The sequence below is a fragment of the Thermococcus onnurineus NA1 genome (genome assembly GCF_000018365.1).
Taxonomy (GTDB): domain Archaea; phylum Methanobacteriota_B; class Thermococci; order Thermococcales; family Thermococcaceae; genus Thermococcus; species Thermococcus onnurineus.
The window spans coordinates 552765-574468 of record NC_011529.1 but is presented as its reverse complement, the minus strand read 5'-3'; the positions used below and the strand labels follow the sequence as shown (position 1 = coordinate 574468).

Below are 21704 nucleotides of genomic sequence, written 5' to 3'. Positions count from 1 at the left end.
CCCAGAGTAAAGAAAAGGGGGAAGGTTATAAAATTTTCGAAGCTACTTCTCAACTCCTCTCCTGACCTTCACGGCCAGACCGCTCTGGAAGAGCTTGAGCTCCCTTCCGTTCAGCAGTGTCTGCCCGGTTGCCAGGAGCTCATCGTTTCTGTTCACGATAAGAACCTCGTCGTATGGCCTTATGTTCTCGTCAGCATCAATCACGAACTTCGCGAAGACGTTCTTGCCCTTCCTCGCGAAGGGTTCGGCGTCCTCATCGACCACCACGCGCATCCTCGGGAACGGCAGGATTTCGTGGAGCCTCTTAGCACCTTCGATACCGAGCGTTAAAAGCCCATCCTCCGCTCTGAAGGTTGCGAGGTGCTTGCCCTTTGCCTTGATCTGTCTTGGCATCCCCGTCTTCCTCGACAGCTCGACAAAGGCGTCCTTAAAGGCCTCCCTAGTACCCTCTCCGAACTGGTACTCGGCTACAGCCATAACGTAGTTCCTGACCTCACGCTTCCCTGGCTTCTCTATCGTAAAGTCCTCCTCGCCCTCACTCTGGGCAAAGGGGTAGCTGAGGCTTAAATACTTGGGAATCTCCCCGAATATCGGATGGTTGATTGTTTCAGGGAACTTCGCCTTAACGCGCTCTGCCCTCGCTTTGGCCCTCTGGACTATCGGCCACTTCAAGGATTCTTCGCTCACCTTGAAGAAGGCGCTCGCCTTGGTTATCGGCTCGTTCTTTTCGAGGTAGTCTTGATACTCGAGGAGGCGCTTGTAGGCCGCGTAGAGCTTCGGATGTGAGCGCGCCCTCTCGTCAACTAACCTCCAGAGTTCGCCCTCCTTGATGGCCTGCTTCACGCGGTTGAGCTCCTCCCTGATTACCCAGAGGTTGTGGAGAGCAAGAAGCCTCGTGCGCTCTTCCTTCGGCATCTCGCGGAGCTCCCGAGGGGTGTAGCGGCTACACACTGGACAGGAGCACGGGAAGTACTCGAGCTCACTCAGGTGCTTCGTCCCTTCTGGCGTCAGGTAGCGGTCGTCCTTGGCGTAGAGGGCATAGCTCGCCGAGTCAAAGAGGTCTATCCCCATCGCCACAGCTAAAGCGAATATCATCGGGTGGCCAGCGCCGAAGAGGTGAACCGGTCTGTCGGACCTCAAGCCCTGCTTGGAGGCTATGACCACATCAACCAAATCCCTGTAGCGGTAGCTCTCCATCAGCGGCACGACAGCGCCAATAGGATGAATCTCGAAGTTCATCTCGCTGAGCTTTCTGGCGGCATATGTTCTCAGGTCCGGATACGTTGAGCCCTGAACCGCCGCGTTCATCGCTATCCCCTTTATCTCCTCGGCCTCCTTCGCGCGCTCGAGGGTTATCCTGAGATCTTCCTCTGCCTTCTCCCTTGGAGCATCCGGGGGCGTGGGGATGTCAAGGAAAGTCCCGATGTCGACACCAATCCTCTCCTGGAACTCGACTATCTCCCTGTTGGTAACGTCAACGCCGCCGTAGCGCATGAGCTGGAAGGAGCCGGAATCGACCTCGATGATGCCGTCGTAGTCAAGGAGCCTGTGAATGCCGACCTCAAGGGCTTTCTCTCTAAGCTCGGGTGTCTTGTAAATGATGTAGGAGTTGGTGATTATTATGCCGAAGCCCATCTCCTTCAGTTCCTTCGGCGTCACTGTGAGCTGCTTCGGGTTGATGACTGGCATTATGGCAGGCGTTTCTATCTTCTTCCCGTTAACTTCAAGCTTTCCAATCCTACCAGCGGCGTCTCTCGCCTTTACCTCAAACTTAAACTCGACCATCTCGCAACACCTCAAGAACCTTCGGCGGTCGGTTTAAAAGCCTAAGCTAATAGGCCAACGAGCAGGTATGCCAGCCCACCAGCAGCCAGAGGACCGAGAATCCACCCCCTGACTATTCCAAGGAGAACCCTGACATTTACATGCTCACCCTTGTAAGCACTAAGCCCGCTTATGGCGCCTATTATTGCCTGACCAGAGCTGACCGGGAGGCCCAGCAGGTTAGCGGCGCTGACCGCTAAAGAAGCCCCCAACTGCGATGAGAAAGCCGAAGTCGGTCCAAGAGGGGAGAGGTCCCTTCCAACCGTCATCATGACCTCATAGCTGAAGGTCAGTGCGCCAATGGCAAGCATGAGGGCAAGGACGACCTTGAACGGCCCATCGAAGCCCAAGCTTTCTAGTATACCTGCCACGTTGGAGAGTTCGTTTGCACCGAGGTTGAAAGCTGAGAAAGAAGCCGCCGTAAATATCAACCACCTCTGGGTCAGCTCCAGGTTTTTGAGGCACTTTATCCTCTTCAACACCGGAGAGTAGAGACGATAGACGACTATGGCCGTAAGGGCCGCCAGGATGGGGGAGAGAACCCATGCGAGGGTTATCCTTCCAAGCGTTCCCCAGTCGACAGACAGGCCAAGCGCAAGGGAGGCACCTGTTAAAGCTCCGATGAGGGACTGTGTGGTTGAGATGGGCTTTCCCCAGAGGCTCGCGATTGTAACTGCTACCGCTGCGCTGAAGAGTACTAAACCAAGCGTCGGGGCTCCCATACCTTCGGCTAACCCGCTCACCGTTCCTGAAACGCCCGAACCACCAAGGAGGGCACCCAAAGTCGTAAATATTCCAATGAGCAGCACGGCCCGCTTGAATCCAATAACTCCCGAACCCACGGCGGTCCCAACTGCCTTTGCACTGTCGTTCGCACCTATTGCCCAGGCCATGAAAAGGGCAGCGGTTATGAGCATCATCGTAATCACGCCTATTTAGTCTATTGGTTAACACATAGTCTATATAGTCTATGTAGCACATAAGTGAGCATTTAAAAAGGTTTCGCATGGGGATGAGAGCAGGCACTCTCAAAGCCTGCCCAGGAGTAGTCTAACATAGCCGTAAACGTGGAGTGTGAGGTAGAACAGCGCCCAGAACCAGACTATAAACGGGAAGAACAGGGCATTAAAGAACGAGCCACCCTCAACAAACGTCGGAACGAGCATCGTGATGACCTCAAAGCCATACCAAAATGCAAAGAGCTCAAAGCGACCAAGAACCAAGAGGAGAGGAGGAAGGATAACATCAAGAAATGCCACGAAGTCGGAAAACAGCAGGAACGCCCAATCCTTGGTGAAGCCGCCGCCGAGGTTCTTCAGATCGCCGAGGAACCAGCGCTTCCTCTGGCGCCAGAGTTTGGAGAGAGTCTTAGGCATCTCGGTGTAGACCTTGGCCATTGGGGCGTAGACGACCTTTCCGAGCTTTTTGATGGCTTTGGTCGTGGCATAGTCCTCGACTATGTCCTCAACAAAACCGCCAATTCTCTCAAGTGCTTCCCTCCTGAAGGCCGCTATGGGCCCGGGAGCGAGGCTCAGGTCGTCGAGCTCTTTAGCGCGTCGGAACATTGCAATCCTCAGGTGCTCAATATCTTGAGCCCTCTCGAGAAAGGAAGAGCCCATAATCCGTACCTGGCCGCCCACGCCGAGGATCTCATCAGAGTGGAAGCGCCTCACCAGCCCCTTCAGGGCATTTTTATCGAGCTCGCTGTCGGCGTCGGTGGTGGCTATTATCTCACCGCTCGCCTTCGCAAGGCCGAAATTGAGGGCTTTCGCCTTCCCGCCGTGTTCTTTTCTGTAAATTCTGAGCCTTGGATCCTTAATAGAGCTCGCAATCTCGTATGTGTCATCCTCGCTTCCATCATCAACAACTATGACCTCAAAATCCGGGTAATCCTGAGCAAGAGCCGATTTTATGGCCCTCAAGATCCTTTCTCCCTCGTTGTAGGCAGGGATTATTAGGCTAACCTTCGGCGTCCATTCCCGAATTCTGTAATTGCTGAAAAGGCTAATTATGTAATTAACGAAAAAGTAGCCGTCCCAAGCAAGGATTACCGCAAGGGCCAAGAGGGGGAAGTCCATGGTGGAAGAATCGAGGGGGCGCTTTTAACTTTTGCCTGCAAGCCTGTACTTCACAACGTACCGTCCGTGCTCGAATTCGTCCTCTTCAGCCTCCAAGACCTCGGCGGGCTCAAGCTCCAGCCCAAAGTCGAGGGCTTCCCACTTGATGTCGTCGAAGTAGTCGTAGAGCCCGCAGGTTGCGCAGAACGAGCCCTCGAACTCAATGACGACCTCATCGCCATTGACTCCCACGAGCCTGGCCTGGGCTTCGCTGCCGTGGAGCCGGTTGAACTCCTCAAGAACCTTTTTGAGCACTTCCATCTTCTCACCCAATTGGGGTTCATCATAAGCACTTAAAAAGTTTGTTAAGCCAACCGAATAGTTTAAAAATCCAAAAGCAAATGGTCGGCCGATGAGTGAGGAAAGGATAAGGTACGCCGAGAGAGAATACGCGGACGAGGAGATATTCGAGATACTGAGCGAGCCGGTTAGGGAGTGGTTTAAGCGGAAGTTCGGCACCTTCACTCCGCCCCAGCGATATGCGGTTATTGAGATCCACAAGGGAGAGAATGTTCTCATCTCATCGCCGACCGGTTCTGGAAAGACTCTCTCTGCTTTTCTCGCGGCAATAAATGAGCTTATTCTTTTGGGGAAGGAGGGGAAGCTGGATGATAAAATCTACGTTCTTTACGTCTCGCCGCTGAGAGCACTCAACAACGACATAAAGCGCAATCTTGAGGGACCATTGGCGGAGATAAAGGAAGTGGCAAAAGAGCTCGGCTACGAGCTGCCGGAGATAAGGGTCGGCATAAGGACGAGCGACACCTCGAGCTACGAGAAGAGCAAGATGGTGAGAAAACCACCCCACATACTCATAACCACTCCAGAAAGCCTCGCCATAGCGCTCAACGCGCCGAAGTTCCGCGAGAGGCTGAGAACTGTAAAGTACCTCATCATCGATGAGGTTCACGCTCTGGCTGAGAACAAGCGCGGTTCTCACCTAGCATTGAGCATTGAACGCCTGGCAAATCTCGCCGAGAGTGAATTCGTCAGGATAGGCTTGAGCGCTACAATTCACCCCCTCGAGGAGGTCGCCAAGTTCGTTTTCGGCTTCGATGATGAGGGCAAACCGAGACCTGGCCTAATAGTTGACGTCAGCTTCGCCAAAGAGACCAGAATATGGGTTGAGAGCGTCGTCGAGGATTTGATTTACACTGACGCTGGAACCCTGAGCGACGCCCTCTATAAACGCCTGGCCGAGCTGATAAGGGAACACAGGACGACGCTAATCTTCACCAACACTAGGAGCGGTGCTGAGAGAGTGGCCTTCAACCTGAAGAAGCGCTATCCTGAGTTTGAGGGGCTGATAGAGGCTCACCACTCAAGCCTTTCGCGAGAGGTTCGTCTGGACGTCGAGGAGAAGCTAAAGAGGGGTGAGCTAAAGGCTGTTGTCTGCGTTCCTGGCCATTCTAAGATTTTCACTGCTGAAGGAACAAGGAGAATTGATAGACTTGGAGAAAAAACGGCTATTGTGGGAGTCGAAGAAACAAGGAGTCGTTTTGTGGGGTTTGATGGAACCCACAAGATTGAATATAACACAAAGGGCGTTAAAATCAGAACGAGATTGGGCTTTGAAGTCGAGGCAACGCTCGGGCACAAGTTCCTCACCGTGAAAGACGGAAGATTAACTTGGGTTGAGGCGGGAGAACTCAAGCCGGGTGATTACGTTGGAGTTCTCCGTAGACTACCGAGTCCAGAGAAAGAAGTGCCAATCTTTGAAGTTCTTCCTGGTTCTGCCTATCTGCATCTCCGGGCTGAATTCCTAAGGGAGCTAAAGAGGAATATTCAAGCCAAATTCGGCTCGATTAAGGCCTTCGCAAAAAGATGGAACATGGGCGAGAGTCACTTATCGAAACAACTCCGGGGGGAGTACCCCTTCAGCTGGGAGAGATTAAAGCTGATTCTCAGTGAAGTTGACATGACCATAGAAGAAGACGACGTGGAAAGGATAACCTCCGACAAGAACAGCTATAAACTATCCAAGAAGTTCACACCGGGAATGGCGCGGTTGCTCGGTTTCTGGCTTGCTGACGGTTCGTGGAAGGGGGGCACGGTAACTCTGTTCTCTGGCGACCTGGAGATGCTCAAACGCTACGCAGAACTCGCCAAGCAGGAATTCGGAATAGATGGACACATTAGAAGGCAGAACGAGAGCACCTACGCTTTGGAGCTATCCTTTAACGTCTTGCTTCACCTTTTCAGCGGGCTTGTCGGCAAAAACAAAAAATCGAAGTTTGGAGTTTTTCCAGAGATACTCTACCGTCTTCCAATGAAGCATAAAATCCAGTTTCTCTCAGGATACTTTGATGGGGATGGCTACCTCGAAGTTAAGGGAGGGCGGATATATTCTGCGGGCTTCGTCACATTTAATCCGGAGTTCGCCGAGGGAATACGCAACCTGCTACTCCAGCTTGGGATAGTTTCCTCACTCCGCAGTCAGGATTACGATGAAGAGCAGTTCTTTAGGGGAAGGACCGTACCCAAGAAAGGCACCAGCTACACGGTTGCTGTTCTTGGAGGGGATTACCTTAGGACGTTCGGGGAGCTGATAGAACCTTGGCGTCCAAACTTGAGAAAAATAAAGGGTTTATCCACAGGTTACTCAAACAGAGATGTTATCCCAAACCTCGGCAAAAAGCTTAGAGAGATACGAGAGACCCTGGGCATAAGCTCCTACCGGCTCCAGAAGATGGGGATCTACAACCCCATGAAAGTCGAACTTGGCACGAGGGAAATCAGCAGGAGAAACTTGGTAAGGTTGCTCGACTTCTATGAGATGGTGGCAAAGGAGCGAGAAATGTCTGATGTACTCGCCGAGATTCAGAGACTGAAGGAGCTCGCGGAAGGGGACGTTTTCTTTGATAGGATAGAATCAATAGAACCCGTGTTCATAAAGGAAGCCTACGGGATTCTAAACTCGGAAACGGGCAACTACGTGGTAAATGGTTTCGTCTCAAAAAACAGCTCAACGAGTCTGGAGTTAGGAATTGACATCGGTACAATAGATTTGGTTATCCTCATCGGTTCGCCAAAGAGCGTCAATAGAGCATTGCAAAGGATTGGAAGGGCCGGTCACAGGTTGCACGACGTGAGCAAAGGTATCATTTTGGCCCTCGACAGGGACGATTTGGTTGAGGTTACCGTTTTGGCGCACAACGCCCGCAACAGGAGGCTCAACAGGGTTAGAATTCCGAGGAATCCACTCGATGTTCTGGTTCAGCATTTGCTCGGAATGGCACTGAACCAGGTCTGGGAGGTCGATGAGGCATACAAGCTCGTGAGAAGAGCTTACCCCTTCCACGACCTGCCTTACGAGGACTTCATGAGCGTGCTGAAGTATCTGGCGGGAGAATACGCCGGCCTCGAGGAGAAGAAGGTCTATGCCAAGATATGGCTGGAGGACGGAAAATTCGGCAGGCGCGGCAAGATGACGAGGGCCATCTACTACATGAACGTCGGGACAATTCCTGACGAGGCAAAGATAAAGGTTTACACTATGGACAAAAAGCTCATCGGGACGGTTGAAGAGGAGTTCGCCGAGAGGCTCATGCCAGGAGACATCTTCGTTCTCGCCGGAAGGACCTACGAGTTCATCAAGAGCAGGGGCAACAAGATCTACGTTATCCCGCGCGAGGGTGCGAAGCCAACCATACCTGCCTGGTTCTCAGAGATGCTTCCGCTGAGCTTTGACCTTGCCCTGGACGTTCAGAGGTTTAGGAGGGAAGTTAAGAACCTTCTAGACAAGGAGAGCGCAAAGTCGCTTCTCACGAAGAAATACGGCATAGACGAGCGCGCCGCGAGAGCAATTTTATCCTACTTCCGCGAGCAGGCGCGCTATTCGGTGATTCCGGACGACAGCACGGTTCTCGTTGAAGAGGTCCTTGGTGAGAAGAGGAACCGCTATTTCTTCCATACGCTCATCGGCAGGCGAGCAAACGATGCCTTAAGCAGAGCCTTTGCCTACATAGTCAGCCAGTGGAAGAACTGCAACGTTGGAATAGCGATAAACGACAACGGCTTTGCCCTTCTCCTCCCGCCGGAGAAGAGGTTGAACGAGGAAGAAATACGGGCGCTCTTCGAGATTGGGGATTTGAGGGGGACTCTCAAAAAGGCCCTTGACAATACCGAACTGCTGAAGAGAAGGTTTAGACACGTGGCCAACCGTGGACTGCTCATTTTAAGGCGCTATATCGGGAGGAGCAAGAGGCTCGGCAGGCAGCAGATGATGGCCGTTGCTCTCCTCAAAGTGCTCAAGGAGAACTACCCCGACTTCCCGCTCCTGAAGGAGGTCTACCGCGAGATAATGGAGGACAAAATGGACGTTGAGAGCGCGGAGCAGTTCCTGAGCTGGGTTCGCGATGGGAAAGTTAGGGTTGTAATCGAGCACAACGAGCTGCCAAGTCCATTCGCCTTCAACCTCGAAGTTATAGGTTCCAGCGACGTCGTTCTGATGGAAGACAGAAGGGAACTCATCAAGCAGCTGCACAGAAAGATAATGGCGATGATAGAAGCATCAGGGTAAAGAAACCACGCGATCGTTGTAGATCACTATCCCTCTGTCAGTAATTTCATACGGTCTGATGGTTCCGTCGAAGCCGCTCCCTCTAAATTTGGTTATCTTGATGCCCCTGGAGAGCCTTCCGTCGATTTCGAAGGCCTCCAGCTCTATCACGCCACTCACAAGGTACTCCTCGATGTCCGTTCTCTGGAGCTCCGATGTCAGCAGAACGGTCGTTTTCATCCTCATCATCGTCTTTATGAAGGCCAGGAAAGCCCTCCTGTACTCTATCTCCTTCGTTGCTGTCAGCTTGAGCATGGTTATGGGATCGAGAATTATTCGGGTGTAGTGCCTCGTGCGGAGCTGCTGCTTTATGGCCTCCGTCATTCTCTCTATGTTCTTAGCGAAGGACTCAAAGAAGTCGTCCACGAGAACGTATCTCTCAGCCGCAGGAGTTGCGTCTATCAGGGTGAACCTAGGATCGCGGAGGTTAAATCCCATCTTGGTCATGTCCGCCCTGAGGTTATCTGCTGGCTCCTCTAAGGTCACATAGAGAACGTTCTCCCCGTTGGCAATGCCTGCCATAGCAAAGTGCATCGCGAGCGTTGTTTTCCCAGTTCCGGGAGCTCCCTTGACTAGATAAGTCCTTCCCGGGATTAGGCCACCGTTGAGCATCGCATCGAGACCAGGAATGCCCGTTGATATCCTTGCGCTCTCCATGTTTCTGCCCCGGGTATATTCTAGTCCCCGGAAATATAAGAACTTTTCGAGCTCTGGCAGATTCTGGCTTCTGCTTGGAGTATTAGTTGAGAGTTACACATTGAAAATTAGGGGAGAGGACTAAGCCTCGAGAGTCTCAACAACAAACGCCAGCAGGTCAGTCAATTCTCTTGCCCTCGTCTCAGGCGAAGCACCCATGTGGCCGCTCTTAGTTTCCACGCGCAGATAAACCGGCGCGCTGACCGCTCTTAGCTTCATGAAAAACTTGAGGGCGTGTGCTGGATGAACCCTGTCATCATATAAGCCAGTGTAGAGGAGCGTTGGTGGATATTTTTGCTCTTTAACGTTATGGTAGGGCGAGTATTTGAGCAGGAACTCCCTGTCCTTCGGATCGTCGGGGTTGCCGTACTCAGGAACCCAAACGCTGCCGATGTAGAGCTTGTGGAAGCGGAACATGTCGATGACGGGGTAGCCTATCAGAGCCGCGTCCATGACGTCCGGCCGCTGGACGAGCGTCGCTGAGACGAGCAGTCCACCATTGCTCCTGCCCCAGGCGGCAACCTTGTAGCCCTCGGCCTTAAGCTTACCGAGAACGGCTATGAAGTCGTCGAAGACGTTCTGCTTGTTTTCTCTCATTCCGGCGCGGTGCCACTCTTCACCGTATTCACTACCTCCTCTAAGGTTAGCCATCACAAAGGTTCCGCCGCGCCGTATGAACGGAATCACCTGCGGGAAGAACCTCGGAGTTAAGGCAATGTTGAAGCCGCCGTAGCCAAAGACCCAGGCCTTCTTCTCGTCTTTCTCTCCTTTTACAATGAAGTAGTGGATTCTCGTTCCGTCCTTTGAGATCGCAAAGTCCTCGCTCACCTGAAAGTCTCCTTCAATCTTCCTCTCGTCGAGAAGCTTCAGCTCCCCGTCAAACTCGTAGAGCCTGTAGGGGATGGTGAAGCTCTCGTATCGAAGGATAACCTTCTTGCCATCGGCGTCGAGTGGATAGAGGCTTCCGGGCAGGTCGAAGGTAATCTCGTCAAGCTTCTTGCCATCAAGTGAGTAGACCTCAAGTCTGTGACTGGCATGGACGAGCCTGCCGGCTAGAATTCTGTTGCCCACTATTACTGCCCACTCCAGCGGGAACTCATCCTCGGGGATAACCTCCTCGATTTCGCCGTCTTCGATTGCGATGACCTTTCCGAGGCCCTTTCCTTCCTTCGTGAGAATGTAGACCTTTCCATCGACAACTTCTATCGGCTGTGCCGGAACCTCGGCCGAGTAGACCTTCTCCCACTTTTCGGGCTCCTCTATGGGGCCGAGGTATATCTCAGCCTTGTTCCAGCCAAAGGTCACAACTACCATCGCCCACTTTCCGTCGGTGCTCTCCCTCAGCCCGATGAAGTAGCCGGAGCTAAGCCCCTCGCCGAAGACCATCTTCTCTCCGCCCTCATCCTTCCAGAAGAGCCTCACGGCTGGAGCCTTAACGCCATCGGGTGTCTCGTCGTGGCGGTAGAACCTGCCGAAGTAGTAGCCGTTTTCCAGGAAAGCAACGTTCCAGACCGAGGGCTTCATCTCGTCGATGAGCTCTCCAGTTTCAAGGTCTATGATCCTTGTTATCCCCTCGTCGGCGCCTCCGATGGAAAAGCTGTAGGCGAGGCGTTTCCCAGCATCGTCTGCTGTGAACCCCTGAAGGAGAACCTCGTCGCCAAGCTCCTCCTCAAGCCTCTTGGAGTCAACTAGAATTTTTCCGCCGAGCCACTTAATTATCTGCCTGTCCCTCTCCTTGAACATCACTATGATGCCCTTTTCGGTTAGCTTCGCCCCGTAGAGGGTTGGCATCGAGTAGTACTCCCAGACCTCCGGAAACAGTTCGTCGCTCAGCTCTCCAATAAACTCCCTAAAGCGTTTGTTCTCTTCCTCAACCAGCTTGAGAACACGCTCGTCCTGGAGGTCCTCCATCCACATGTAAGGGTCATCCATGGAAATCACCGCTTTAACGCTATGAATGAGACAATAAAAAGATTCTGTTATTCCAATTTTGGAACAAATTCTTAAAAATTATGGAACAATTTTCTGAAACATGATGGACGAAGACAAGAAGTTTATGCATCTCGCGCTGGAGCTGGCAAAGCGCGGAGAGGGCTGGGTAAACCCTAATCCAATGGTTGGGGCAGTCATAGTCAAAGATGGTGAGGTAATAGGTGTTGGATGGCACAGGAAGTTTGGGGAAAAGCATGCCGAAATTAACGCTATCGAGGACGCCAAGGATCGGGGACACGACACTAGGGGAGCAACATTGTATGTAACGCTCGAACCGTGCTCTCACTGGGGAAAGCAGCCACCATGTGCCGATAGAATAATCGCTGAAGGCTTTAAACGAGTGGTCGTGGCAATGAAGGATCCTCACTCACTTGTCGCGGGCAGGGGCATTGAAAAGATGCAGAGAGCAGGCATAGAAGTTGATGTCGGCATCCTTGAGGAAGAGGCGAAAAAGCTGAATGAGATTTTCATCAAATATATAACTACCAAGATACCATTCGTTTCAATAAAGCTCGCCCTAACTCTCGACGGTTTTATTGCTACAGAAAGCTTCTCTTCTCAGTGGATAACAGGAGATAAGGCGAGGCAAAAGGTTCAGGAGCTCAGGAGAAGGCACATGGCAATCATGGTTGGAGCCGGAACGATTCTTAGGGACAACCCGAAGCTCAACTGTCGCCTTCCTGAATGTCCCCCAAAATACAAGGTTATCCTCGACAGACACGGCCTTATCGGTGAGGAGCTGAGCGGCGGTAGACGTTTCCGTCTCTTCAATGATGGAAACGTAATAATCTTCACAGAAAATCCGGAAGCGTTTGGAGAAGTAAACGCCACTATTGTCGAGGAAACCGATCCTGAAAGAATTCTTAGAAAGCTCGGCGAGATGGGGATAGACAGCGTCTTGATTGAAGGTGGAAGAATAGCCTGCCAGTTCTTGAGCTATGCCGACAAGTTCTACATCTTCTATGGGCCAAAGCTCTTTGGGAGGGGAATAAAGCCTTTCGAGTGCCTCAGCGTGAAAGAAGCCAACGAGGCACCGGTGTTAGAGATAGAATCAATCGAGAAGCTCGGTGAGAGCCTCCTTGTTACAGCTTACCCGGGTGATTGTGGTGTTCAGCGGCATTATTGAGGCCATAGGCAAGGCGAGATACTCTGCTGGAAGGCTCCATGTCGAAGTCCCTTTCAAGGTTACGCCGGGAGCTAGTGTGGCAGTAAATGGGGCCTGCCTGACGGTCATAAGCTTTGACGGAAGGATAGCCACCTTCGACGTCGGCGAAGAAACTCGGAAGAGAACCAATCTGACTAGGGCAAAGTTTGTGAACCTTGAGCGGGCTATGAAGGTGGGCGAAAGGCTTAATGGACACATAGTTACTGGCCACGTGGACGGCACGCTGAGATTTCTGGCATCGAGGAAAAGCAAAAACACGGCATGGATGGCCTTCGAGATGCCCCCCGAGCGGTGGGGAGTGGCTGAGAAGGGGAGCATAGCCATTAACGGTGTCTCCCTGACGGTTGCTAAGGTTGAGCCTACACGTTTCTGGGTTCAGGTGATACCCTACACGCTGAAGAAAACCAATCTCGGCTCGCTGAGGCCAGGTGATGAAGTCAACTATGAGATAGATGTTCTAGCTAGATACGTGAGGAGAATCCAGGAGGTGAAAGGATGAAACCGGACTGGGAAAGCATCAGGAGGGCAATCATTGATGGAAAACCCGCTGTCCTTGTAGACAATAGGAGGGAGTTTGAAGCTGATTTAGTTTATCCAGCAGAATTAGCTAATTCAGAGGTTGTGAACTTCATGCTTTCTATGAAAGGTCTTCTCTGTCTGACGATAGATCTGGAACAGGCCTTAAAAAGGGGCTTCTTTCCACTACCGAGCAAGGGAGGAGAGACGAACTTCCTGATTCCAGTTGACTACGAGGAGACGTTCACTGGTATAACAGCCGAGGAGAGGGCTTTAACGGCTAGAAAGATAGCGGAGGGACTGGAAGTCGAGCACTTCCGCTATCCCGGCCACCTGCATCTCTTAGGGGGAGTAGGTCTTAACTGGAGAAGAGGCCACACGGAGAGCTCATTGGAGCTGATGGAGATACTCGGCTTCAAACGCTATGCCCTAATAGTGGAGATTCTCAACGGAGAAGGAGACAGTCACGACCATGATTACGTACTGAAGTTCGCTAAGGAGCATGATCTTCCTGTCCTCACGACGGACGACGTCTGGAGGGAGTTTGTCAGGAGAAAGCAACTGGTGAGTGTTTATGCCAACGCGAGACTGCCGACGCGCTATGGGGAGTTCAGAATAATAAGCTTTGAAAACGAGCTAGATTTCAAGGAACACGTGGCAATAGTTAAGGAACCCTATAGTGAAGTGCCACTCGTGAGGATACATTCCAAGTGTCTAACCGGCGACACATTGGCGTCGCTCAAATGTGACTGTGGGAGCCAGCTGAGCAACGTCCTGCGGATGATAGCCCAAGAAGGGGGAATTCTGCTTTACATGGATCAAGAGGGGCGTGGTATAGGGTTAAAGGAGAAAATAAAGGCCTATGAGCTTCAGGATAAGGGACTCGATACAGTCCAAGCCAACGAAGCTTTGGGGCATAAGGGGGACGAGAGGACTTACGAGGCGGCCTTCCAGATGCTTAGAGCATTAGGCGTCTCGAAGGTGAGACTCATAACCAACAACCCTACTAAAGCAAGAGCGCTGGAGGAGCTCGGAATTGAGGTAGTTGAAATGATTCCCGCCCCGGGTGAGGTTACCGAGCACAACAGACCCTACCTAAGGATCAAAGCCGAGAAGCTTGGCCACAAGCTTCCTTTTGAAGTTTGATTAATTCAGGATCATGTAATCACGTCATTATGCAATTACCGAAGTAACAAACGGAGGTGATGGTATTGGAGGTTAGGGTGTTTGAGGGCGAATTTAAGGGAGATGGCCTCAGCATGGCGATAGTTGTTGCCAGGTTCAACGACCTCTTGACGGATGAACTACTGAGCGGAGCCATAGACTGCTTCGAGAGGCACGGTGTGGAAAGAGTGGACGTCTTCAAGGTTCCAGGATCCTTTGAGATCCCAATTATAGCCAAAAAGCTCGCCGAGAGTGGAAAATACGATGCCATTTTGGCTTTAGGTGTTGTTGTTAGAGGTGAGACTAAGCACTTCGATCTCGTTGCCAACGAAGTATCCAAGGGGGTCGCCCAAGCTGGCCTGATCACTGGTGTTCCAGTTATCTTCGGTGTCATAGCCGTTGAGGACGAGCTTCAAGGATTGAACAGGGCTGGAATAAAGAGCAATAAAGGGTTTGAGTATGCGATGGCAGCTTTGGAGATGGCGAACTTGATGAAAAAGCTGTGATATAGTTTGTAGTTTTTTATTTTTTAATTTCTGTACTAACATCATTGCAACATTTGCCAGTCTGTAGAAATGACAAAAATCATTCGTAAGTAGTTGGCAAATTTGTAGGTTAGCACGATCCAATTGTAAAAGTTTATAGTTCCTAAGTGTCACCACTGTTTCCTTCTACAACAGGTGCGAAGAACCAGAGGATGTTAAGATCAAAGAAAACGAAACACCCGAGGTCGTTCTGATAGACTGCATAGAGTATCTCGCTATCAAGAACAGCTTTCAGCAGGTTTTTAGGTTTTGAATCTCAAAGATTATGCCTTGGTGACCGATTCGATAATACTCATAGTAATGTCCCGTGAAGTCTGGAAGGATCGGGAGTGGAAGCTTCTTACAAGGGAGTTTCCTTCAGTAGATGAGCAGTGATCAGAATGGCTCGTGGTGCCACGAAGGGATTAATGGTGAAGGAGAACAGTTATTAATTTCATTTCTCCAATTATCGATGGTGATAGCTGATGATTCTTCGGGGTCGGGTTGTCGGGAGCGAAATCCCGCGCTTCAAGCATCGATGGTTTGGGATTCTTGAGGTTGAAACTGAGGAAGGAAAGTTCAGACTCTACATGACGGGCAACGTTGCCCAGTGGTTCCTGACGGGCGATGAAGTGGAGATAAAGGTAAAGGAAAAGCCACAAGAGGAGAACGGCGTTAAAGTCCTCAACTTCGACGACTATGAGCTCTATAAGTTCTACTCTGGCGACAAGATAAAGGCCTGGCCCCTCTGGGAGAAGGAGGTAGAGGCCAAGCGCTTCTCCCCACTCACGGGGGAGCTCCTCTACACGTACAAGCTGAGAGCGAGAGAAGCCAAATACGAGAGCGACTTCGAAGCCATAGCCGAGCTGGAGCAATATCACTACGCCAGCCAGAAGGAAACGGTGGCATTGTGGCGCTGTGAGAACGGCCACATCTTCGAGGCAAACACCAAGCAGAAGTGCCCAGTCTGCGGCACTGAAAGCCATATTCTCGAGATTAAAGGCTCTACTCCAGCTTCTCGCTTCCTGCTCCTTGAACTCGTCGAGAGGGAGGAGTACGAGCCCAGGATTTTAGCCTACGTAAGAATTGATCCGCCGATTCCGCTGATGCACAGACGGTTGCCCAACGGTGAAATTGAAAGGAACATCCGTGAGAAAGTCTTTCCCGAGGACTGGTTCCATCCGGCATTCTGGCCAGAGAAGATCATGAAAGAACTCTACGAGGAGCTCAAAAGGAATCACGGAAGAAAGGTAGCGCGTTCCCTCCTATGGGAAGAGGCTAAGTGGAGAGCTTTGAAAGAAACCAACACCGCTGGCGCTAGAATTGCGCGTGTTGTGGTTCATCCGGACTACCGTTCCGATGGCTTGGGCCAGCTGGGTGTTAGGGCTGCCCTTGAGTGGATAGCCGAGCGCAGGGTCCCGGAGATGAGAAAGAGGAAACACATAGTAGAGACTATAGCGCAGATGGCCCGCTACAACCCCTTCTTCGAGAAGGTCGGCTTCAAGTTCCTCTGGGAGACGGCAAGCGGAAGGCCTGTCCTCTTCTATCCACTTACTGAAGAGGCCAAAGAATACATCGAGCGCTTCCTTCACAAAGACCCCTACGTACCAGAGGACGGTCGCCTGTGGAGGCCGAGCTACGGTAAGGTCGAGCCTCTGAGCGGCCCGATAGTCTTTAAGAACGTCAGCAAGGTCTTCGAGAGCGAGCTCGACGTTAAAGGATTACCTGAGGAGATCCAAGAACTGCTGAAAGCCTTTGGAGTCAGGCACAGGGTTATACAGCGTCCAGTTTTGAGGAACCTTAACTTTGAGATAAAGCCTGGAGAGCTGATAGCGGTAGTCGGTGCGAGCGGAGCTGGAAAGACGACCCTGCTGAGGCTCATCCTCGGAGCGGCGAGGGGCTACTGGGAGGAAAAGTACAGACCGAGTGAAGGAGAAATCAGCGTCCCGGAGAACGTCAAGGTTTCCGTGCTTATACCCGGAGAATTCGAGCCTTCCTTTGGCTCCGAGAGCATATTGGAGCATGTGTACAGAAAGATTAGAGACCTCAACGCGGCTGTGGAGGTGCTCAACAGGGCTGGACTGAGCGACGCAGTTCTCTACCGCGCAAAGTTTGGTGAGCTCTCTACAGGTCAGAAGGAAAGGGCAAAGATAGCTTCACTCCTCGCTGAGAAGCCAAATCTCCTCCTCATGGACGAGTTTGCAGCTCATCTCGATACGCTCACGGCCATGAGAGTGGCCAAAAAGGTGGCCGAGATTATCAGGGAGGCCGGCATCACCGCCCTCATAATCACCCACAGGCCAGAGGTGCTGAAGGCTCTGGACCCGGATAAGGTGCTCTTCGTCGGCTACGGAACGGCAAGGGTTGAGGCTAAAGGGAAATCCCGGGAAGAGGGCCGTAAATCAGCATGAGGAGACCAACCAGCAGGGGCTGATGGACGAGATATATGCCGAGAGTGTGCCTGCCGGCCACGCAGAGGGCTAAAACGAGAGGGTTTGCGGGGATTCTCAACTCCTTTTTCCTCATTCCCTCCGGATAGAAGACGCTGCCTGCTGTGAGACCGAGGAGGTAAACCCCAAACCAGGGAAATACCGGGAAATAGTCCGGGGAAGAAAATCCTTTGAAGGTTATTCCGAGGGGAAGAAGCCACGCAGGGCCGATTAGGTTTCTCACCCAGAGGGAGCCGAAGATGAAGAAGGCCGCCCACAAGAGATTAAGCTTCCCAAAGCGGTAGAAGGGAATCGCTAAGAGCGTTGCGACGCCGAGGAAGTGGAGAATCCCAAAGTAAATTGTCATGCCGTCGAGGAAAAGGTACGTGACGACCGTTATCAGCATGCCCAGGCCGAAGAGCTTAAGGAATCTCCTGAAGTACTTGGCGTAGGGACGGGGGTTCTTCTTGATCGTCCGGGAGTAGCTTATCCAGAAGGAGAGGCCGGAGACGAAGACGAATATCGATGCCGTTGCATAGGCGAAAGCCTTCCAGAAGAAGGGATGTCCTGAATAGTTCAGGAAGAGCTGTAAATCCGTGACGAAGTTGGAGAGGACCATCATAGTGATGCCTATCCCCCTGAGGAAGTCAACCTCCCAGAAGCGTCCGCGAGAGTACACCTCGGCTCCGAGCATAAACATTCCTTCGAGACGGATTTAAAAAGGCTTGCTCAAAGGAGAATGCACATGACGTCGAAGAGGACCGAGCCGAACCAGTGGAGGAGAAAGCTCGGAAGGAAGCTCTTACCCTTCAAATCCATTTTTGCAAAGACTATTCCCGCAAAGAATGCGTAGAGGATTTCGATACCGGGCTTTCCGATGTGAACTAAGGTGTAGGGAACATCCTGGGCCAGTATAGCGAGCCATTCATTTTTCTTCGCCAGCGGGAAGAGCAATATCCCCCGATAGAAGGCCTCGTGGGCGAACATTATCGCACCAACAGCAAGCTCCTTGAGGAGAAAGTCGATCCAGTTGGAGTAAGCGAATATTGGATAGTAGTTTTTCATTTCTGGAACCCTCGTCCCATACAGGCTTATCGGGATCGAGAGCAAAAATAGAACGGCAAACCACTTGTAACCCTCTCGATTTCCAAGTTGAAAGCCGAGTTCTCTTGGCTTAAAACCGAGAAGGTAACCAACGGCCAACGGCAGAACGACGTAAAAAGCCGCGTTGTAAGCCGCCCACCCGAAAACATTGTCTCCCCTACCCCAAACAAGGAGAATGAACACAAGGGAGAGCGCATAGAGAAGCCAGGAGTTCCGCTTCAGTTCCATGGAGAAAAGTTAGGAAAAGAAGATAAAAGTTTTGGCCTCACCCAGTCTCTTCCTTCTTCTCCTCGGCACTCTCGGCTGGCTTCTCGGTCTTCTTTTTGGTAGTTTTCCTCTTCTTGGCTGAGGTGCTCCTCTTTCTGGTGGTTTTGGACTTCTTGGTGGACTTCTTCTTCGGTTTCTCCTCAGCCTGCTCTTCTTTCCTAGTCTCTGGCTCCTCCTTGACCTCCTCAGCCCTGGGAGTCTCTTCCTTCTTCTCCTCGCTTTCCTCGGCCTTCACTCCCTCAGTTTCGGTGGTCTCTTCAGCAGGCTTCTCTTCCTCGGCCTTCTCGATGAGCGGCTCGCTGACCTCTTCCTCGAGCTCTGTGGTCTGCTCCTCCTTTTCCGGTGGCTTGAGAAGCTCGTCGACGCTTGGCTTGAACTTGACTTCCTCGTAGCCTATGAACTTGAGGTCGCTCTCAAGGAGTATCTCGCCGAGAACGAGGGTGTTTCTGTCTATCTCGACATTGCTAAAGTCAACGCTGACGTCTTTCTCACCGACCTCGATGATGACCTCCTCCGGCTTGACCATTGGCATGCGGAGCTCTATGAGGGCCTTGACCTTCTCTATCGGGTCCTCTATCTTCTCGACGACCTCGACCTCATAGACGAGGTGCTTGCCGGCATAGGGGTGGTTGAAGTCAACCCTCACCCTGCCGCCGCTGACGGTGAGGACCTTGCCCTTGAGCTTCCTGCCGCTCTCGGTCTCTATCTCAACCGGCATTCCGGGGAACGGGAAGATGCCCTGCCTCCTGAACTGGCCGAGGGTGAATGTCTTGATGAGCTTGGGGTCGCGCTTTCCAAAGCCTTTCTCGGGCGGGATAATTATCTCGTACTTCTTGCCGACTTCTAACCCCTCAAGCTGCTCGTCAAGGCCCTTAAGCACGTGGCCAGCTCCGACCGCTATCGGGACAGGGCCGTAGATGCCCTTCTCGTTGTAGATACCGGCCTTTTTGGCAACCTCCTCATAGGTGGTGTCAAAAATCTCCCCGGTTTCTTTGACCTTACCGGTGTAGTGAAGCCTTATGACGTCTCCCTTCTGAACCTTGACCATGAGCATTACCTCCTTTTCGTGCTCCTACCCCGATTAAGGGAGTTGGTTTTTAAGCTTTCCCACCGGGCGATAACCTAATAAAACGCCTCGGCAAAGTTCACCCGGTGGTGAGAAAGATGGCCATTAGAGTGTACAACACCTTGACGAAGCAGAAGGAGGAGTTCAGGCCCCTGAGAGAAGGGGAGGTCAGGATGTACGTCTGCGGTCCCACGGTTTACGATTACACCCACCTCGGTCACGCCAGAACCTACATAGCCTTCGACGTCATCAGGCGCTACCTCGAGCACAGAGGTTATACCGTTCTCATGGTCATGAACTTCACTGACATAGACGACAAGATTATCAGGCGCGCCAACGAGACCGGCGAAGACCCTAAGGAGCTCGCTGAGAAGTTCCTTCGCTACTTCCTCGAGGATATGAAAGCTTTGAAGGTCAAACCGGCCGATATCTATCCGCGCGTTACGGAGCACATTCAGGACATTATAGACTTCGTGAGAAAGCTCCAGGAAAAGGGCTACGCCTACGAGGGGAACGATGGGGTATACTTCGAGGTCAGGAAGTTCAAGGACTATGGTAAGCTGAGCGGAATAAAGCTTGAAGAGCTAGTTAAGGGGGCGAGGGTTGAGCCTGGCGAAGGCAAGAAGAATCCTGAAGACTTCGCCCTCTGGAAGAAGGCCAAGCCCGGAGAACCTAAATGGGAAAGCCCCTGGGGCGAAGGCAGGCCCGGCTGGCACATCGAGTGCTCCACGATGAGCACAAAGTATCTCGGCGAGAGCTTTGACATCCATGGTGGCGGGAACGACCTCATCTTTCCGCACCACGAGAACGAAATTGCCCAGAGCGAGGCGTGCACCGGCCATGAGTGGGTCAGGTACTGGCTCCATACAGGCTTCGTGATGGTTTCCGGAGAAAAGATGAGTAAGAGCCTCGGTAACTTCGTGACGATAAGGGAGCTCCTCCAGAAGTACAGCCCGGAGGTCATACGCTTCTTTGTCCTCCAGAAGCACTACCGCTCGCCGCTCGACTACACAGAGGAGGGCATCCAGCACGCCAAGAACAACCTTGAGAGGCTCTACAACACCCTCGAAAACATCCGCGTGGCGATGGAGAAGGCCGATGTTGCATTCAGATGGGACGAAGAGGAGTTCGAGCTCTACGAGACCGTCAGGGAAGCAAGAAAGAAGTTCTACGATGCCATGGACGACGACTTCAACACGGCCGAGGCCCTCAAGGCCGTCTTTGAGGTCTCCAACGCGGTTAACCGCTACCTCACGAAGGTCGAAAAGCCCAAGGAAAGCGTTCTCAGGAAGGCGCTGGAGTTCTTCAAGATAGTAAGCGAGGTCTTCGGTCTCTTCGAGGACTACTTCAAGGAGCAGAAAGCCGGTGATGAGGAGGCACTCATAGAGCTCCTTGTCTCAGTAAGGGCGGAGCTCAGGAAGCAGCGCAACTTCACTCTGGCGGATAAAATCAGAGACGAGCTCAAGGCTCTGGGCATACAGCTTGAGGACACGCCACAAGGAACAATATGGAAGAGGATTAGTGTTTGATTTTTTCTGCCTCTTTTTGCCACCTTCCAGTCAAAACGCTGAGCGTAAGGCTTAAATATAACCTTTCCTTTGCTCCGTTAAGGGAAATCCAATGAAGAAGTTTCCGGCTTATCTCGCTTCTTGGGACGATATAGAAAAGTGGGCAAAGGAGGGCGCATGGAAGGTTCTTGAAGACGGCTGGAGACCGGACGTTATAGTTGGTCTTGCCAGAGGCGGCTGGATTGCGGCAAGGCTTTACTGCGATTACCTCGGCGTTAAGGATCTCGTCAGCCTCAAGGTGGAGCACTGGGGCGTTACAGCCACTCCGGACGGAAAGGCAAGACTCAAGTACGGCAGCAACTACGACATGAGCGGAAAGAATGTTCTTATCGTGGACGACATCAGTGACACTGGAGAGAGCTTAACCCTGGCGAAGAATTACGTGGAGAGCCAGAATCCGGCAGAGGTTAGGGCAGCAACACTGCTTACGATAAGAGGCTCCCGCTTCAACCCAGACTACTACGGCGAGGAGATCGACTGGGCCTGGATAATCTTCCCCTGGAACTTCGTGGAGGATATGATAAACCTCGTTAACAACCTTTTCGAGGAGAGGGAGTCCTTAACCACCGATGAAATCATCGAGCTCTTCAAGGAGCTCCACGGCATTGAGGTTCCAAAAGGCAGACTTGAGGAAGCCCTCAGAATGGCCGAGCGCAGGAAGGTTTTTAAGTTCCGCGACGGAGCCTGGCGCAAAGCCTGAGGGTGTGGTAG

18 protein-coding genes are annotated in these 21704 nt (G+C 52.1%); 9 read left to right on the top strand and 9 right to left on the bottom strand.

The annotated features are described in order from the left end of the window. Window positions 1-42: 42 nt before the first annotated feature. From tgtA to TON_RS03170, 4 genes are all read right to left on the bottom strand, one after another. A complete protein-coding gene (gene tgtA / locus TON_RS03185; protein WP_012571576.1) occupies window positions 43-1785 on the bottom strand; it encodes a tRNA guanosine(15) transglycosylase TgtA in 1743 nt (580 codons plus the stop codon). Between the two features lie 41 nt (window positions 1786-1826). Next, a complete protein-coding gene (locus TON_RS03180) occupies window positions 1827-2744 on the bottom strand; it encodes an inorganic phosphate transporter (RefSeq protein ID WP_012571575.1) in 918 nt (305 codons plus the stop codon). A 108-nt stretch (window positions 2745-2852) separates the two neighbouring features. Then, window positions 2853-3902 (bottom strand): glycosyltransferase family 2 protein, encoded by a 1050-nt coding sequence (locus TON_RS03175; protein WP_012571574.1) that lies wholly within the window; start codon window positions 3900-3902, stop codon window positions 2853-2855. Between the two features lie 24 nt (window positions 3903-3926). Next, window positions 3927-4202, bottom strand: a complete 276-nt coding sequence (locus TON_RS03170; RefSeq protein ID WP_012571573.1) for a hypothetical protein — start codon at window positions 4200-4202, stop codon at window positions 3927-3929. A 91-nt stretch (window positions 4203-4293) separates the two neighbouring features. On the opposite strand from TON_RS03170, the gene TON_RS03165 reads away from it, so the two are divergent. Then, the gene (locus tag TON_RS03165; protein WP_012571572.1) at window positions 4294-8463 is read left to right on the top strand and encodes a DEAD/DEAH box helicase; all 4170 of its coding nucleotides are present in this window, start codon (window positions 4294-4296) and stop codon (window positions 8461-8463) included. Here the strand turns inward: TON_RS03165 and TON_RS03160 are convergent. Further along, entirely contained in the window at window positions 8455-9159 is a 705-nt protein-coding gene (locus TON_RS03160) for an RAD55 family ATPase (RefSeq protein ID WP_012571571.1), read from the bottom strand. The genes TON_RS03165 and TON_RS03160 overlap by 9 nt on opposite strands. 120 nt (window positions 9160-9279) lie before the next feature. Then, a complete protein-coding gene (locus TON_RS03155) occupies window positions 9280-11130 on the bottom strand; it encodes a prolyl oligopeptidase family serine peptidase (RefSeq protein ID WP_012571570.1) in 1851 nt (616 codons plus the stop codon). 100 nt (window positions 11131-11230) lie between these two features. On the opposite strand from TON_RS03155, the gene ribD reads away from it, so the two are divergent. The 6 genes from ribD to TON_RS03130 all read left to right on the top strand — a co-directional run bounded on the left by ribD (window position 11231) and on the right by TON_RS03130 (window position 16970). Then, complete coding sequence (ribD, locus tag TON_RS03150; protein ID WP_012571569.1) at window positions 11231-12316, top strand: bifunctional diaminohydroxyphosphoribosylaminopyrimidine deaminase/5-amino-6-(5-phosphoribosylamino)uracil reductase RibD; 1086 nt, start codon at window positions 11231-11233, stop codon at window positions 12314-12316. Further along, window positions 12297-12854, top strand: coding sequence for a riboflavin synthase (locus tag TON_RS03145; protein ID WP_012571568.1), 558 nt, complete (start codon window positions 12297-12299; stop codon window positions 12852-12854). The genes ribD and TON_RS03145 overlap by 20 nt, the downstream gene beginning before the upstream one ends. Next, a complete protein-coding gene (locus tag TON_RS03140; RefSeq protein WP_012571567.1) occupies window positions 12851-14017 on the top strand; it encodes a bifunctional 3,4-dihydroxy-2-butanone-4-phosphate synthase/GTP cyclohydrolase II in 1167 nt (388 codons plus the stop codon). The genes TON_RS03145 and TON_RS03140 overlap by 4 nt, the downstream gene beginning before the upstream one ends. Window positions 14018-14082: 65 nt before the next feature. Continuing rightward, window positions 14083-14541 (top strand): 6,7-dimethyl-8-ribityllumazine synthase, encoded by a 459-nt coding sequence (gene ribH, locus TON_RS03135; protein WP_012571566.1) that lies wholly within the window; start codon window positions 14083-14085, stop codon window positions 14539-14541. Between the two features lie 312 nt (window positions 14542-14853). Continuing rightward, on the top strand, window positions 14854-14955 hold the full coding sequence (locus tag TON_RS10560) for a DUF835 domain-containing protein (RefSeq protein WP_238516346.1): 102 nt from the start codon (window positions 14854-14856) through the stop codon (window positions 14953-14955). An 89-nt stretch (window positions 14956-15044) separates the two neighbouring features. Continuing rightward, window positions 15045-16970 (top strand): ATP-binding cassette domain-containing protein, encoded by a 1926-nt coding sequence (locus tag TON_RS03130; protein ID WP_012571565.1) that lies wholly within the window; start codon window positions 15045-15047, stop codon window positions 16968-16970. On the opposite strand, the gene TON_RS03125 is transcribed toward TON_RS03130, so the two are convergent. The 3 genes from TON_RS03125 to TON_RS03115 are packed head-to-tail and all read right to left on the bottom strand — an operon-like array spanning window position 16930 to window position 19407. Continuing rightward, window positions 16930-17682, bottom strand: coding sequence for a heparan-alpha-glucosaminide N-acetyltransferase (locus tag TON_RS03125; protein ID WP_012571564.1), 753 nt, complete (start codon window positions 17680-17682; stop codon window positions 16930-16932). The two genes, TON_RS03130 and TON_RS03125, sit on opposite strands and share 41 nt — an antisense overlap. Before the next feature lie 35 nt (window positions 17683-17717). Further along, window positions 17718-18320 carry a CPBP family archaeomyxosortase MrtA gene (gene mrtA, locus TON_RS03120; RefSeq protein WP_012571563.1) on the bottom strand — a complete coding sequence of 201 codons (603 nt, stop codon included), beginning with the start codon at window positions 18318-18320 and terminating at the stop codon, window positions 17718-17720. Window positions 18321-18357: 37 nt separating this feature from the next. Continuing rightward, complete coding sequence (locus TON_RS03115; protein WP_012571562.1) at window positions 18358-19407, bottom strand: FKBP-type peptidyl-prolyl cis-trans isomerase; 1050 nt, start codon at window positions 19405-19407, stop codon at window positions 18358-18360. A gap of 116 nt (window positions 19408-19523) precedes the next feature. Here TON_RS03115 and cysS point away from each other — a divergent pair, with 116 nt between their 5' ends. Then, window positions 19524-20954: a cysteine--tRNA ligase gene (gene cysS / locus TON_RS03110; protein WP_012571561.1), complete on the top strand. Its 1431-nt coding sequence runs from the start codon at window positions 19524-19526 to the stop codon at window positions 20952-20954. 91 nt (window positions 20955-21045) lie between these two features. Continuing rightward, window positions 21046-21693, top strand: coding sequence for a phosphoribosyltransferase (locus TON_RS03105; RefSeq protein ID WP_012571560.1), 648 nt, complete (start codon window positions 21046-21048; stop codon window positions 21691-21693). The last annotated feature ends 11 nt before the right edge of the window (window positions 21694-21704 follow it).

Coding starts and splice junctions, on each gene's coding strand:
- tgtA (WP_012571576.1), bottom strand. CDS start 1,785: ATGGTCGAGTTTAAGTTTGAGGTAAAGGCGAGAGACGCCGCTGGTAGG.
- TON_RS03180 (WP_012571575.1), bottom strand. CDS start 2,744: ATGATGCTCATAACCGCTGCCCTTTTCATGGCCTGGGCAATAGGTGCG.
- TON_RS03175 (WP_012571574.1), bottom strand. CDS start 3,902: ATGGACTTCCCCCTCTTGGCCCTTGCGGTAATCCTTGCTTGGGACGGC.
- TON_RS03170 (WP_012571573.1), bottom strand. CDS start 4,202: ATGGAAGTGCTCAAAAAGGTTCTTGAGGAGTTCAACCGGCTCCACGGC.
- TON_RS03165 (WP_012571572.1), top strand. CDS start 4,294: ATGAGTGAGGAAAGGATAAGGTACGCCGAGAGAGAATACGCGGACGAG.
- TON_RS03160 (WP_012571571.1), bottom strand. CDS start 9,159: ATGGAGAGCGCAAGGATATCAACGGGCATTCCTGGTCTCGATGCGATG.
- TON_RS03155 (WP_012571570.1), bottom strand. CDS start 11,130: ATGGATGACCCTTACATGTGGATGGAGGACCTCCAGGACGAGCGTGTT.
- ribD (WP_012571569.1), top strand. CDS start 11,231: ATGATGGACGAAGACAAGAAGTTTATGCATCTCGCGCTGGAGCTGGCA.
- TON_RS03140 (WP_012571567.1), top strand. CDS start 12,851: ATGAAACCGGACTGGGAAAGCATCAGGAGGGCAATCATTGATGGAAAA.
- TON_RS03130 (WP_012571565.1), top strand. CDS start 15,045: ATGATTCTTCGGGGTCGGGTTGTCGGGAGCGAAATCCCGCGCTTCAAG.
- TON_RS03125 (WP_012571564.1), bottom strand. CDS start 17,682: ATGCTCGGAGCCGAGGTGTACTCTCGCGGACGCTTCTGGGAGGTTGAC.
- mrtA (WP_012571563.1), bottom strand. CDS start 18,320: ATGGAACTGAAGCGGAACTCCTGGCTTCTCTATGCGCTCTCCCTTGTG.
- TON_RS03115 (WP_012571562.1), bottom strand. CDS start 19,407: ATGGTCAAGGTTCAGAAGGGAGACGTCATAAGGCTTCACTACACCGGT.
- cysS (WP_012571561.1), top strand. CDS start 19,524: ATGGCCATTAGAGTGTACAACACCTTGACGAAGCAGAAGGAGGAGTTC.
- TON_RS03105 (WP_012571560.1), top strand. CDS start 21,046: ATGAAGAAGTTTCCGGCTTATCTCGCTTCTTGGGACGATATAGAAAAG.